Origin of the sequence: Sulfurimonas sp. (assembly GCF_028694605.1) — a bacterium.
Lineage (GTDB): Bacteria > Campylobacterota > Campylobacteria > Campylobacterales > Sulfurimonadaceae > Sulfurimonas.
In genome coordinates, this window is sequence record NZ_JAQVKP010000008.1 from 1 (window position 1) to 12,604 (window position 12,604).

Consider the following 12,604-nt stretch of genomic DNA (forward strand, 5'->3'; position numbering starts at 1 on the left):
TAAAAAAGCACCTTGTATTGGTCTGTTGTCGTAAACAAATTATACTTTAAAGTGCCTATTTATGGGCTTTATTTATGCTTTTGAATGTAGGAAATTTAGGATTTTCTATGTGCGAAAGTTGAGTTATTATCTACCAACAACTTGAAGACAAAATTATACTAATATCAATTTTCTCTAAAACAGATAAAGGAAATTTAAGTGATGATGAACTCTCTTTGGCATTAAAGAAATTTCTCATGCAGTAGAAGATTGATAGTAAGTGAACCCGGAATTTAAGAATTCAACAAGATATAATGTTAAGGGCACCTCTAAAAACTCTAGCCATCTTCAGCGATAGAGCCAAGTTCACAATCAAGGCGGCTCTTTGCAGCCCTAGCTAAGGCTAAGGCAAAAAGAGGCAACGCAGAGTGTGGGCTTGGCTCTATCGCCCTACGGGAGGGTTCAAAAAAGCGATATGCCGCAAAACTTTTTATCGCCTTAGCGTTGGCTAAGGCTCAAAAAAGATTTTGCGTCCTCTCATCTTTTTTGATTCCCTCTGAAGACGGCTAGAGTTTTTAGAGGTGCCCTTAATAAAATAGATTTTAATTAAGCATTGACAACAAGGATAATAATATCTATAATAGTCCTTTTAAATAAGGATAAAAATAAGAGAGGTGTTTAAGCGGCTTATCATGGACTTTATAGAAAAAGAGATAAAAAATATACTCCCAAGAGCGTATGATATACCCATAGAGTCAAAAAAGATTACCTCTTTGACGGCGGTTTTGCCGAAACTATTAATGAAGACAAAACTATATCTAGAAAAATTTTGAGCGATTATCTTGAGCTTATCGTCTATAAAGATATAGTTGACAGATACAACATCACAAACAGAAGTTTGCTAAAGAGTTTAAATAAATACTGTTTTACAAATATCGCTACTTTGGTAAGTTTTACGAAGCTTTATAACGATTTTAAATCCCAAGGGTTCAAGCTCAGCAAAGACACTGTTTTTAACTATCTCTCACACCTAGAAGACGCTTATGCCATCTTTACACTGCCCATATATCGAAACTCCATCAAAGAGGAGCAACGCAATCCCAAAAAAATATATGCCATAGATAACGGATTTAAAAAGATATATGACTATGCTATCGGTGAAGATATGAGTAAGCTTTATGAAAATATCGTCTTTTTGCATTTGCGAAGACAGACAAAAGATTTGTACTACTTCAAGCAAAATCATGAGGTTGATTTTTATGCCAGAATTGATGGCAAAGAGCATTTGGTAAATGTAAGCTACATGATTGAGAATGAAAAAACAAGAAAAAGAGAAGTCGATGGACTGCTTGAGGCTATGGATTATTTTGGTATGGATAGCGCATACCTTATCACAAAAGAGCAAGAGAGCGTAATCGAGGTCGATGGTAAAAAAGTGTATGTTTTACCACTGTATAAATATCTGCTAGAATCGGATAAAAAATGAAAATAACAAAAATTATAACCGAAGTGAAACATATAGAGTTAAAAACTCCGTTTAAAACTGCTCTTAGAACTGCTGCTCATGCGGAGTTTGTAAGAGTTTTTGTAGAGTGTGAAAACGGTCTTACAGGGGTTGGCGAAGCGCCTGCAACTAAGGCGATTACTGGGGAGGGGATAGAGGATATTTTAGAGTCTATCGGCAGTGTTAAAGAGCTGTTTTTTAATCTCTCGCCAAAAGAGGCTATAACAACTCTTCATAAGGCAAAAATCGGCTCAAGTGCAAAAGCCGCACTTGATATAGCGTTTGTACATCTATTAGCTCAAGAGGCAAAAAAGAGGCTTTATGACTACTTTGGTGCAACGGATTTGTCTTTACTTAAAACAGATGTTACTATCAGTTTAAATGAGACCGACAAGATGCTTTATGATGCTAAAAAAGCTTATAGTGAGGGTATGGAGATACTAAAAGTAAAAGTCGGGAGCGATGTTTTGCATGCAGTGGGTGTTGTAAGAGCTATAGAAAAAGAGCTTCCGTGCGCAAAGATACTTGTAGATGCCAATCAGGCATGGAGTGTGGAAGATGCGGAGTTTTTTGTCACCAATATGTTTGATATAAAGATAGAGCTTATAGAACAGCCCGTAATTGCGGCTGATTTGGATGGATTGAGAAAAGTTACCGAGTTTTCGCATATCCCTATTTTGGCGGATGAAGCGGCATTTACTCTTGAAGATGTAAAAAAAGTGGTGAATTCTAAGAGTGCGGATATGATAAATATAAAGTTTATGAAGTGCGGCGGAGTGAGCAAGGCTATAGAGATTTTGGAGTATGCAAGAGAGCAAAAAGTCCCTTGTATGCTAGGTTCTATGCTTGAGGGTCCATGCTCTATCAATATGGCCATTTATCTTGCGTTTGCATATCGTGATGTTGTGAAGTATGTCGATTTGGATAGTCCGCTGCTTTATAAAGAGCCATGCAGCGAGCTTGATTTTGAGTTTCATGGGTGTGAAATAACTTTCAAAAATTAATGGCACCTCTAAAAAAATCTACTTGATAATAAATATAATAAACAATATAATAATAAATACAATAATAGACACAAAGGGCACAAAATGTACAAAACAGTAAAACCTACAACATTTACACTTCCGCTTTCACTTTTAGAGGAGCTAGACGCACTCTCTCATGAACTTGGTAAAAAAAAGAGTGCGATTATCTCTGAGGCGCTTGAGATGTATATGGATTATCAAGATGTTCAAACGGCTAGGGATAGGCTTAAAAATAGTGAGGGGACAATTACACATGAAGAACTTCTCAAAGAGCTAGGGCTTTAGGATGTACAGCGTTGTTTATGATAAAAAAGCTATTAAAGATTTTAAATCTATAAATAAATCGCACTTAAAATATTTAACAGATTCAATACTGGAGTTTGTAACAAATTTCTCCCACAAACTAGAACAAGATTTTTTAACAAACGGGAAGATTAAAAAACTAAAAGGCTTCGACGAAGAGCTTTATAGGCTTAAGCTTAGAACTTACAGAGTTATCTACAAAAAAGAGGATGAGAGGCTTATTATTTTGGTTGTGAGCGTAAAGTCAAGAGAGGGGAGCTATAAAAAATAGCTCCACCCACTAAAACGAAAAACTCTCTTTCTTAAAGACATGAAACTCTTTTGCCGCTTTTTCGTTCTCAAGCCCAAGTGATTTTAGTGACTGCGGATGCACTAAAAACCACCCCAGCGTAACATCTACTCTGTCGCCTTTTTCGAGTTTAAAGTCCCGTCTCACGGCTCTTTTCTCGTTTGCTTTTACCATGCTATCTTTTAGCGTTGCATCGGCAACCCACGGCATGGCAGGTTTGTTCTCTTTGCCTATAACACGCACAAACTGCTCTTCTGCAAGTGCTTCTGTTTTGCCGTCCCTTGTGACGCTAATCTTAAGAACGGCTAGACGCATTGGGTGTAGCAACAGTGCATGAGAAGTTTGGTTGTCCACATTGACTATAAAGTGGTCAGTATTGCGTAAAAGTGAGATTTGGACATACTTTTTGAGCATGTCGGAGTTGGCATGCGCCCCTGCAAAACCATGAAAAGAGTGCGTTTTCGTCTCTATGATAGAGGAGAAACTTCCCTCAACTTTTGGCATGTGGCAGCTTACACAGTTAGAAGTGCTCATCTCATCGTTTACATTTGTGGAACAGAGGTTAAGCCCATGAGCGTTGAGGTTGTGCGAGTGGCATCCGATACAGACATTGCCGTTACTAAAATGTTCGTTTTTTTCGGTGATGATTTTATGGTAAGGCGACTCTAAAGAGCTTCTTGTGGAGCCGTAAAAGCTAAGTTTTTCTTTGGAGATAATGTTGGTGTTGTTCATCTTGCCGTGTTCTATGCTTTGGATGCGGTGGCAGTATGCGCAGCCGACCGCCTCTTGATGCGTTTCGTTTTTTGAATCATGAAGAGCTTTCTGCCCTTTAGCAAGCATCGCATCTAGGTTGTCGGCGGCAGGTGAGTGGCACTTGCCGCATGAGTATTGTTCAAACTTGTTTTTATGCGGATGCTTATCCCAGACGGCTTTATGGATGGGGTCTTTGTCCGGAGTAGCATTGGCGTGCATAGAGCCGTAATACTCTTCGTAAATCTTCGGATGACATGCCTGACACTCCGCACTCTTTGCAAATTCGTGTGCGGTGTCGTTGCCCAGTAACCAAGCTGCGGCAGAGAGTAAAAAGAGCAGTTTTTTCATGGCGCATTCCTTTTTTTAAAACTATTATAACACTAAAAAACTATTACTGCTCTTGTACAGGGCTTTTTGCAACGTAGCGAAGCCAGAAAAAGCCTAAAAGTCCGGCACATAAAGAGGCGCTAAGTATCCCAACCTTTGCTTGAAATATAAGCGCATCATTGCCCGCAAATGCCAAGTCAGCGACGAAAATGGACATCGTAAAGCCGATACCGCCTAAAAAGGAGACACCTACTATCTGGTTCATTGTGCTGTTTTGCGGCAGTGAGGCGATTTTAAGTTTGATGGCTAGATAAGCAACTCCCGCAATTCCGATAGCCTTTCCAAAGAGAAGCCCCATGATGATGCCCAAAGAGACGTTTTGCGTGACGGATGCGCCGATTGATGAGAAATCTATGGCGATTCCTGCATTGGCAAGGGCAAAAAGCGGGATAATTACTAAACTTATAGGCAGATGCAGCGAGTGTTCAAGGCGTGCAGACGGAGAGCCAACGGCATCTATCTTGTCTTTGATATTTTGTAAAATCGCTTTTTGTCTCTCGTGCATAGTATGGTCTGTGGCAACCGGATAGTTGTCGTACTCATCAAGGAGGTTTTTGGTATGTGTGGTAAAAGAGGTAGGTGTGTATTTTGGTTTGGATGGGATGCTTAGTGCCGCAATTACTCCGGCTATGGTCGCATGAACACCGGATTCAAGCATAAAAAACCACATAAAAAGCCCCACGCTAAAGTATGGAAGCACCGCATGGATACCAAAACGGTTGAGTACAACCATCACTAAAAATGCGCCTCCCGCCATCATAAGCCATGAGAGATGAATCTCGTTTGTGTAAAAAAGTGCAATGACGATAACTGCTCCAAGGTCGTCCACGATGGCAAGAGCGACCAAAAATGTCACAAGCGAGGTGGAGACTCTGTTTCGCAAAAGCACAAGCGCACTGATGGCAAAAGCGATATCTGTCGCCATAGGGATACCCCAGCCGTTAGCTCCTTCGCCGCCGCTGTTGAGGGCACTATAGATAAGTGCCGGAAATATCATCCCGCCGATGGCACTAAGTATGGGCAGCATCGCCACTTTGATGTTGGATAGTTCACCGACCAAAATCTCCCGTTTTATCTCCAGTCCGATGATAAAGAAAAAAACCGCCATAAGTGCATCGTTAATCCAATGATGGATAGAGTGCGATAGCTTAAACTCCCCGATTTCTAACGCAATGGAGGTGTGAAAAAAGTGCATGTAAGCATCATAAAGAGGAGTGTTCGCCAGTACAAGCGCAACGATAGTCATGCTCATCAAGATGATACCGGTTGTCGTCTGCGCATGGATAAAGTGTTCAAAAGGAGTAGCGATTTTGTTAAAAGCTTTCTCCCACGGCGCATATATCTTCATTTTTTTTCCTTTGGTTGAAGTTGTGTTTGAAGATTGTAGCTAATTAAAAAAAACAGGTGGTCTTCATGTCGTATGCCATGATTTAAACTTTTTGGTTACAATCACCCCATGAATTTACAAAACCTACAAAACAAAAAAATCCTTCTTTTTGGCAAAAGCCGTGCTTTTAGCATGGATGAGTTTAGTGCGCAGTTGCAGGTGCATAAGATAATCATCACAAGCAGCTACAGTGATGATGTCGCTCTTGTCGTTGAGGGCAAGATGATGACGCCTTATGAGCAAAATGAGAGCAATGCGCTTTATGATGAGCATGGGAGCGGGCTTGAGTTTGTCGGTATCGATGTTTTTGAGAAGGAAATCGCAAAGTACATAGACGCAAACACGCTTTTGATGTCGCTCAAACTCAGCCGCAACAAAGAGCGGCTCAAATCTTTTCTGCAAAACTCCATGATAGAAGATGCACTTTTTTTCAAACTTCTCAAGATGTACGTATGGGGCGGCGAGGATTTTTTTGAAAATGATGACAACCGTGATGTGAGCGCGGCGATTATTTTGCGTTTTTACAAAGATATCGAGCGCAACCACAATGTGCAGTATGCGACTTCCGGATTTATCCATCTTTTGGCGCAAACAGACAATCAAGAGTTGGTGCGTGCGATGTTGGAGCTTGAACCGATGCAAAAAAAGAGCAGCGCAAATATAAAGATAAAAACCCTTATCGCAATGCGTTATGATTGTGACGAGGCTATGCAGATGGCACTTTACGGTTCAGGCGATGCGAGTGTACTTGAGGCACTCTGTAAAAATGAAAACCTCTCAAAAACGCTGCTTGAAAAGCTTTTAAAAGAGCCGGAATTTGCTCCTCTTTTGGCACGCTACATCAAACTTGACAATGCGCTTTTTAAAAAACTTTTAGCGGTTGTGCCTCTTGCGCTTTCAAAAAATGAGACACTCACTCCAGAGATGCAAGAGCAGCTTGTCGGGCTTGATGCAAGCGATGTTCATATCTCTCTTGCTTCCAACGAGAAGATTGCTCTTGCAGTGGTAGAAAAACTTCTCTCTTTTGGCACATTTGAGTTGCAAGAGACGCTATATAAAAACAGCGCAACACCGACGACACTGCTTTTTGAAGCATACAAAGAGGGAACGCATCATGCCGCCGTTGCCTCTAACCCAAATACGCCGCAAGAGATTTTAGAAGCACTCGCAAACTCCGGTAACATTGAAGTTTTAAAGGCTTTGGCGCAAAACAAAAGCACGCCGGTTGAGATTTTATACCAGTTGCAACTTGACTCAAGACTTGCACGCACAGTTAAAGAGAACCCCGCTTTTGGCAGATATATACAACAAGAAAATATAGGATGGATAGTATGACGATTACGGAGCTTAAAGATACCATAGCTTCACTTTTAGCGCAAAAAGTGCCTACATTTTTGTGGGGTGCACCGGGGATCGGCAAGTCCTCTATCATCAGACAGATAGCACAGGAGCAAAACATCGGTTTTATCGATTTGCGTTTGGCACTTATGGATCCAACCGACCTAAAAGGCATCCCGTTTTATGACAAAGAGAGCCATACCGCACTCTGGGCGCCGCCTGCATTTTTGCCAAAAGAGGGAGAGGGGATTTTGTTTCTGGATGAGCTAAACTCCGCACCGCCAAGCGTTCAAGCCTCAGCGTATCAACTCGTACTTGATAGAAAAGTAGGCGAGTACGAACTTCCCTCAGGATGGGCGATAGTCGCTGCCGGAAACCGTGAGGGTGACCGTGGCGTGACTTACCGTATGCCAAGCCCTTTGGCAAACAGATTTGTTCACTTTGAGATGGATGTTCATGTGGATGACTGGCGGGTCTGGGCGTTTGAAAACAGCGTGGATGCGCGCATCATAGCTTACATCGCCTATAAAAAAGAACATCTGTTCACTTTTGATGCAAAGAGCGAAAACAAGAGTTTTGCAACGCCAAGAAGTTGGGAGTATGTCGATAAAATCCTAAAAGCCAACCTAAAACCGTCTCTTTTGCTTGAAGCTATCGGTGCGGCACTCGGTAGAGATGTCGGCGTCTCCTTTTTGGCATTTGCAAAAGTGATGAACAAACTCCCCGATATTGAGATGATTTTGGAGAGCGGAAGCGGAGCATACAGTGACGAGGTGGATGTGCTTTATGCGCTCAGTTCGGGCATTGTGGGCAGCTTTTTGGGCAATCCGAGCAATGAGCGGCTTGAACATCTACTCACCTACACTTTTGGACTAAAAAGCGAGTTCGCCGTGATGATTGTGCAGGATTTACAGCGCAGCGGCGTGAAGATGGAACACTCCGACGTATTTAAAGAGTGGGTCAAGAAATTTGCCTATCTTTTGGGGTGATTTTTAAAATAGGTTTTTCGTTCATAGTGGATTTTGAACCATGTATTTCAATCACCATTTAAGACAAGTTTAAGGCGTATTTCTTGACATCTTATTTTCTTAGTTTAGTAACAGCATCTACCACAAAATTCAAATGTCTATTTTCATCTATAAAATCGATTATTAACTCTTCTTTGAGCTCTTTTTCAATTGTTTCTATCTTTGAGATTGCTATCTGTTTTAAGTCATTTAGTTTGTTGCGGGCGATATCAAATACCTCTTCTTCGTCTATCCCAAAATATTCATGAATCAAAACATTTCTAAAATTGACAATCTCTCTTTTGCTTGTATCAAACACCTCGCTATTGATAAGGTTTTTTGTAGCTTCTCCAATGATTTCAAACTCTCTTATGACACTATCCCATGCCATGTAGTTGTGTTTTAGTGCATCACCATCACTAAAGTTTTTGCAAGTTTCTTCTATCTTTGCAATAGCTATTAGCATATCAAACAAAAAAAGCTCTTTTACCCTAGACATAAATCATCTCTTTTTCTACTCTTTTTCTTAAAAAATTTCTCATACTGCTAAGATACCCTATGTCAACACTTTTTTGAAGTAGTTCTTCTAAGAAATATTTTGCTTGTACACGATTAAAATAATCTTTTTTATCAATCTCAACTATCGCTAAATCAATGTCGCTATCTTCTCTTGCTTCATCTTTTGCATAACTTCCAAAGAGTGCTATTTTTTTGATACCAAATCTATCATAAAGCTCTTTTTCATGTTCTCTTAAAAAATTGAGTATATAAGCTTTTGTCATAATTTTCTCCAAAACAAGCTAAGGTTTTAAGGTACCCTTAATAATTCAAGCAGTCTATACTCAGTATCTTTAAATGCTGTTCCATTTATGCTTTTGGTATAATAACTAAAAGAGATTAAAAATTTGATTTATTAAAATATACAAGAGCTCTAATGTCTTTGATGCTATAAGCTTCGATATAATAACTCTAAAAAAATGGATATTTACATGTTAGCTATGAGGCAAAAAATCTCAGAAGCCAAAGCCAAACTTCTTCTCAGGTTTCCGCTTTTTGGTACGCTTGCTTCCAAGCTCAAACTCGTTGCAAACGATGATATAGAGAGTTTTAAGAGCAACGGCATCACGCTTGAGTACAACAGTGATTTTTTGGCAAAACTCTCCTTGCAGCAGTTGGAGTTTGTTTTTGCCAACGGTGCGATGCACGCGTCTTTGGCGCATGAGGCGAGGAAAAATGGCAGAAGCGGTTGGCTTTGGCAGCTTGCGACAGACTATGCCATCAACGATATGCTTGTGCAAAACGGCTTGACGCGTCCCGATGAGGCGCACTACTCACACCGTTTTAACGGGCTTTATGCAGAGGAGATTTACGCCGCACTTAAAGAGGATATTTTGCGTGATGAGCTGGAGTATGAAGCCGATACGCCAGATGATGTGCAAAATCAAAACGTACAAGAAGAGGCGTTAGAAGAGCAGCTCTTTGAAGAGTTCGCCAATGCTAAGTTTGAAGAGGAGATGCAAAGCGGCGAGGTTATCCACGCCATAGAGCGTTTTTTTCACACGCCGAAAAAAGGCAAAATCAACTGGCGTGATGAGCTAAAGGCTGCATTAGAGAGGTTTCACAGAGACGACTACACGCTCTTGCCGCCAAGTAAAAAACTGCTCTATATGGGAGTTTATCTTCCTTCATGTATAAGCCAGCGCTTCAGGTTCGTTGTTGCGGTGGATAGTTCGGGTTCTATTGATGAGGCACTTTTAAACTCTTTTTTAAGTGAGCTAAACTCCCTTATGCACACCATCCCAAACTTTGAGCTGGAACTTCTCGTGTGTGATGATAAGATTAGGATGCGCAAAACTTTTTACGGCGGCGACACATTGGAAGCAGAGCTAAGCGGCGGCGGCGCAACCGACTTTCGTCCAGTCTTTGAGCTGGTAGAAAATGAGCTTGAAGATGTAAAACTGCTCTTGTACTTTAGCGATCTGGATGGAGTTTTCCCGCTTGTTGCACCGGAGTATGAGGTAAAATGGATAACCCCAAAAGAGCGGGATGTGCCTTTTGGGAGCGTTATAGTTTTGGAAGATTAGTTACTAACCACTCTATTTCTTCCCTGCTGTTTTGCGCTATATAGGAGCATGTCGGCTTGGTTTACACTCTCTTCTAGAGTCTCTTCAGGGGTAAGAAGTACGCCGATGGAAGCGGTGCAGTGGATATTTTCGCCGTTTGCCACCGCAATGCTGCACAGTTCTATTTTTGCTCTTAAATCTTCAAAAATGCTCAGTGCCTTTGATGGGGCGATATTTTTTAGTACTACACAAAACTCCTCGCCGCCGAAACGTGCCACCATGTCCTCTTGGCTTGTGTTGGCACGCAAGGTATCTGCTACTGCATTGATAACCTTATCGCCCGTATCGTGTCCGTATGTGTCGTTGATTTTTTTAAAATGGTCGATGTCAATCATGGCGATGGCAAGCTTCTCGCTCTCTTGAAGTGCTTTTTCAAAGTAGCCCTGCATCGTTGCAAAAAAGTATCTTCGGTTATAAAGCCCTGTCAAAAAGTCACGGTTGGCATGGTTGGTGATGGTGTGGATATTTTCAAGGGCTTCTATGGAGTTGTTGATGCGACATGAAAACTCCTCTTTTGAAAAAGGTTTTTTGATGTAGTCATTTGCACCGCTTTTTAAAAAGAGCGCCGTGGTGTCCTCTTTATCGTCATTGGAGACGGTAATGACACCAAGGTCGTTTTTAGTGTATATCTTGCGTATCTCGCTTGTGAGTTCAAGCCCGTTCATTACAGGCATATGGTAGTCGGTCAAAACCAGACTGATGTCATTTCTTGTGCGTAAGATTCCCATCGCTTCCTCACCGTGTGCTACGGTAATGACCTTGAAAAACATATTTTCAAGCATACTTTGGAGTTGTTTTCTAAAAACCAAAGAGTCGTCAACCACCAAAATAGTGTGGTTTTGGTTTTTTTGCAGTCTCGCAATGGTTTGAAGAATGTAGTTGATATCATTTACACCGCTTTTATTGACATAGTCGATGATGTTTTTTTTGAGCATTGAGGTGCGAAATGTTTTATCGATGTTGCCACTAAGGACTATAACATGGTTGCCGCTGCCAAGCGCATAATCAACGATTTCACCATTTGGAGCATCTGGAAGATTTATGTCTGTAAGAACCAAAAAGTAGCTATATCTTTTTAAAAAAAGTTTTGCTTCGGACATAGAGTAAGCGATATCCACTTCAAAACCAAGCTCAAGATTTATCTTTTTCGCTACCACTTTTGCTAGAGCTTTGCTGTCTTCAACGATTAATATTCTCTCCATAAACAGCTTCCTTATAAAAAAATTTCGTCATTATAGTATAATCTTGTATGAATTATTTTGAAGCAATCACTCAAAAACTGCATAATAAAGAGAGTGTTTTTCTAACCGGCGGAGCAGGTGTCGGCAAGACGACAATGACAAAAAAAGTGATAGAGCACTTTGAACAGGAGGCGAAGAAAGTCGCAAAACTTGCCTCTACAGGGATGGCGGCAACGCTTATCGGCGGTCAGACACTGCATAGTTTTTTTGAGTTTGGAATTGCACAAAACCACGAAGAGCTTGTGCGTAATGGCAAAGGCGAACCATCAAAACGGCTTAAAAAACTCATCGCTTCACTCGCACTTATCGTAATTGATGAGATTTCTATGGTAAGTGATACCCTTTTTGAAATGGTAGCTATGCGTCTTGAGCAGTGTGCATTTGACGGTGCGCTTTTGGTAGTCGGGGATTTTTTGCAGCTTCCTCCGGTTGTGCGCGGGGGTGAGGTTCGTTTTGCTTTTGAGTCTGAGGCTTGGAGTGCTTTTGTGTTTGAGCGTGTGGAGCTTACACACATCTACAGAACCACCAATGCTCATTTTATAGAGCTTTTGCATAAGGTACGTTTTGGAGAAGCGAATGAAGAGGTGCATAATGCGCTAAATGCTTTCATCAAGCCTCTGCCGTATGATTTTAACGATGTGACTTTTCTTTTTGGGCTTAACCAAAGCGCACAGCGACATAACAAAGAGCAGCTTGGCAAACTTGATGGCGAGCTTTATACCAAAGAGGCACAAATCATCAAGCATAAAAAAACACTCAGCGATGCGGAAGTAGAGCGTTTTATGAACGATGCACGCATAGAGAGGCTTTTAGAGCTAAAAGTCGGTGTGCCGGTACTCTTTAGCAAAAACGCATGGAACTATTTTAACGGCGAGCGGGGCGAGATAGTCGGTATTGATGCAAGCTATGTTTATGTCAAAAAGAGCGATGCAAAAGTTGTCAAACTAGAGCAGGTTGCCCAAAGCAAGATGGTATGGGCGGAACGCATCCATGAGGGCAAAAAAGAACTTGTAGAAGAGGCTGTCGTGACGCTCTATCAGTACCCCATCAAACTCGCCTACGCCATTACCATCCACAAGTCCCAAGGTATGAGTATTCTTGACCTTGTTATCGCCACAAATGAGATTTTTGCACCATCACAGTTTTATGTCGCTCTCTCACGTGCCATGCAGCCTGCGCGCCTCACACTTCTCGCACCAAAAGGGCAGTGGTACGAGAAGATTTTTGTCCATCCAAAGGCACTTGATTTTATGGACACATCACACTAA

The 12,604-nt window shown here is 41.3% G+C and carries 14 protein-coding genes; 9 read left to right on the plus strand and 5 right to left on the minus strand.

Annotation, left to right across the window (positions count from 1 at the left end):
* Nucleotides 1-671: 671 nt before the first annotated feature.
* The 5 genes from PHY84_RS05885 to PHY84_RS05905 all read left to right on the plus strand — a co-directional run bounded on the left by PHY84_RS05885 (nt 672) and on the right by PHY84_RS05905 (nt 3,082).
* Nucleotides 672-812: a hypothetical protein gene (locus PHY84_RS05885; protein ID WP_299858447.1), complete on the plus strand. Its 141-nt coding sequence runs from the start codon at nt 672-674 to the stop codon at nt 810-812.
* Nucleotides 809-1,465 carry a DUF4143 domain-containing protein gene (locus tag PHY84_RS05890; RefSeq protein WP_299858448.1) on the plus strand — a complete coding sequence of 219 codons (657 nt, stop codon included), beginning with the start codon at nt 809-811 and terminating at the stop codon, nt 1,463-1,465. The genes PHY84_RS05885 and PHY84_RS05890 overlap by 4 nt, the downstream gene beginning before the upstream one ends.
* Nucleotides 1,462-2,487, plus strand: coding sequence for a dipeptide epimerase (locus PHY84_RS05895; protein WP_299858449.1), 1,026 nt, complete (start codon nt 1,462-1,464; stop codon nt 2,485-2,487). The genes PHY84_RS05890 and PHY84_RS05895 overlap by 4 nt, the downstream gene beginning before the upstream one ends.
* Before the next feature lie 84 nt (nt 2,488-2,571).
* On the plus strand, nt 2,572-2,793 hold the full coding sequence (locus PHY84_RS05900; protein WP_299858450.1) for a ribbon-helix-helix domain-containing protein: 222 nt from the start codon (nt 2,572-2,574) through the stop codon (nt 2,791-2,793).
* A 1-nt stretch (nt 2,794) separates the two neighbouring features.
* Complete coding sequence (locus PHY84_RS05905; RefSeq protein ID WP_299858451.1) at nt 2,795-3,082, plus strand: type II toxin-antitoxin system mRNA interferase toxin, RelE/StbE family; 288 nt, start codon at nt 2,795-2,797, stop codon at nt 3,080-3,082.
* Nucleotides 3,083-3,091: 9 nt separating this feature from the next.
* Here PHY84_RS05905 and PHY84_RS05910 read toward each other — a convergent pair whose 3' ends face one another.
* Together PHY84_RS05910 and nhaA are read right to left on the minus strand one after the other, a co-directional pair.
* Nucleotides 3,092-4,201: a multiheme c-type cytochrome gene (locus PHY84_RS05910; protein ID WP_299858452.1), complete on the minus strand. Its 1,110-nt coding sequence runs from the start codon at nt 4,199-4,201 to the stop codon at nt 3,092-3,094.
* Nucleotides 4,202-4,244: 43 nt separating this feature from the next.
* Nucleotides 4,245-5,588, minus strand: coding sequence for a Na+/H+ antiporter NhaA (gene nhaA / locus PHY84_RS05915; RefSeq protein ID WP_299858453.1), 1,344 nt, complete (start codon nt 5,586-5,588; stop codon nt 4,245-4,247).
* Nucleotides 5,589-5,696: 108 nt separating this feature from the next.
* Between nhaA and PHY84_RS05920 the strand changes: the two genes are divergently transcribed.
* Both PHY84_RS05920 and PHY84_RS05925 read left to right on the plus strand, forming a co-directional pair.
* Nucleotides 5,697-6,962 (plus strand): hypothetical protein, encoded by a 1,266-nt coding sequence (locus PHY84_RS05920; protein WP_299858454.1) that lies wholly within the window; start codon nt 5,697-5,699, stop codon nt 6,960-6,962.
* Nucleotides 6,959-7,954: a MoxR family ATPase gene (locus PHY84_RS05925; RefSeq protein ID WP_299858455.1), complete on the plus strand. Its 996-nt coding sequence runs from the start codon at nt 6,959-6,961 to the stop codon at nt 7,952-7,954. Before PHY84_RS05920 ends, PHY84_RS05925 begins: the two co-directional genes overlap by 4 nt.
* A gap of 91 nt (nt 7,955-8,045) precedes the next feature.
* Here PHY84_RS05925 and PHY84_RS05930 read toward each other — a convergent pair whose 3' ends face one another.
* Together PHY84_RS05930 and PHY84_RS05935 are read right to left on the minus strand one after the other, a co-directional pair.
* Nucleotides 8,046-8,471 (minus strand): HepT-like ribonuclease domain-containing protein, encoded by a 426-nt coding sequence (locus PHY84_RS05930; protein ID WP_299858456.1) that lies wholly within the window; start codon nt 8,469-8,471, stop codon nt 8,046-8,048.
* Nucleotides 8,464-8,754 (minus strand): nucleotidyltransferase family protein, encoded by a 291-nt coding sequence (locus tag PHY84_RS05935; RefSeq protein WP_299858457.1) that lies wholly within the window; start codon nt 8,752-8,754, stop codon nt 8,464-8,466. The genes PHY84_RS05930 and PHY84_RS05935 overlap by 8 nt, the downstream gene beginning before the upstream one ends.
* 207 nt (nt 8,755-8,961) lie before the next feature.
* Here PHY84_RS05935 and PHY84_RS05940 point away from each other — a divergent pair, with 207 nt between their 5' ends.
* A complete protein-coding gene (locus PHY84_RS05940) occupies nt 8,962-10,056 on the plus strand; it encodes a VWA-like domain-containing protein (protein ID WP_299858458.1) in 1,095 nt (364 codons plus the stop codon).
* Here PHY84_RS05940 and PHY84_RS05945 read toward each other — a convergent pair.
* Nucleotides 10,053-11,297, minus strand: coding sequence for a response regulator (locus PHY84_RS05945; protein ID WP_299858459.1), 1,245 nt, complete (start codon nt 11,295-11,297; stop codon nt 10,053-10,055). The two genes, PHY84_RS05940 and PHY84_RS05945, sit on opposite strands and share 4 nt — an antisense overlap.
* A 47-nt stretch (nt 11,298-11,344) precedes the next feature.
* Between PHY84_RS05945 and PHY84_RS05950 the strand changes: the two genes are divergently transcribed.
* A complete protein-coding gene (locus PHY84_RS05950) occupies nt 11,345-12,604 on the plus strand; it encodes a DEAD/DEAH box helicase (protein WP_299858460.1) in 1,260 nt (419 codons plus the stop codon).

Coding starts and splice junctions, on each gene's coding strand:
- PHY84_RS05885 (WP_299858447.1), top strand. CDS start 672: ATGGACTTTATAGAAAAAGAGATAAAAAATATACTCCCAAGAGCGTAT.
- PHY84_RS05895 (WP_299858449.1), top strand. CDS start 1,462: ATGAAAATAACAAAAATTATAACCGAAGTGAAACATATAGAGTTAAAA.
- PHY84_RS05900 (WP_299858450.1), top strand. CDS start 2,572: ATGTACAAAACAGTAAAACCTACAACATTTACACTTCCGCTTTCACTT.
- PHY84_RS05905 (WP_299858451.1), top strand. CDS start 2,795: ATGTACAGCGTTGTTTATGATAAAAAAGCTATTAAAGATTTTAAATCT.
- PHY84_RS05910 (WP_299858452.1), bottom strand. CDS start 4,201: ATGAAAAAACTGCTCTTTTTACTCTCTGCCGCAGCTTGGTTACTGGGC.
- nhaA (WP_299858453.1), bottom strand. CDS start 5,588: ATGAAGATATATGCGCCGTGGGAGAAAGCTTTTAACAAAATCGCTACT.
- PHY84_RS05920 (WP_299858454.1), top strand. CDS start 5,697: ATGAATTTACAAAACCTACAAAACAAAAAAATCCTTCTTTTTGGCAAA.
- PHY84_RS05925 (WP_299858455.1), top strand. CDS start 6,959: ATGACGATTACGGAGCTTAAAGATACCATAGCTTCACTTTTAGCGCAA.
- PHY84_RS05930 (WP_299858456.1), bottom strand. CDS start 8,471: ATGTCTAGGGTAAAAGAGCTTTTTTTGTTTGATATGCTAATAGCTATT.
- PHY84_RS05935 (WP_299858457.1), bottom strand. CDS start 8,754: ATGACAAAAGCTTATATACTCAATTTTTTAAGAGAACATGAAAAAGAG.
- PHY84_RS05940 (WP_299858458.1), top strand. CDS start 8,962: ATGTTAGCTATGAGGCAAAAAATCTCAGAAGCCAAAGCCAAACTTCTT.
- PHY84_RS05945 (WP_299858459.1), bottom strand. CDS start 11,297: ATGGAGAGAATATTAATCGTTGAAGACAGCAAAGCTCTAGCAAAAGTG.
- PHY84_RS05950 (WP_299858460.1), top strand. CDS start 11,345: ATGAATTATTTTGAAGCAATCACTCAAAAACTGCATAATAAAGAGAGT.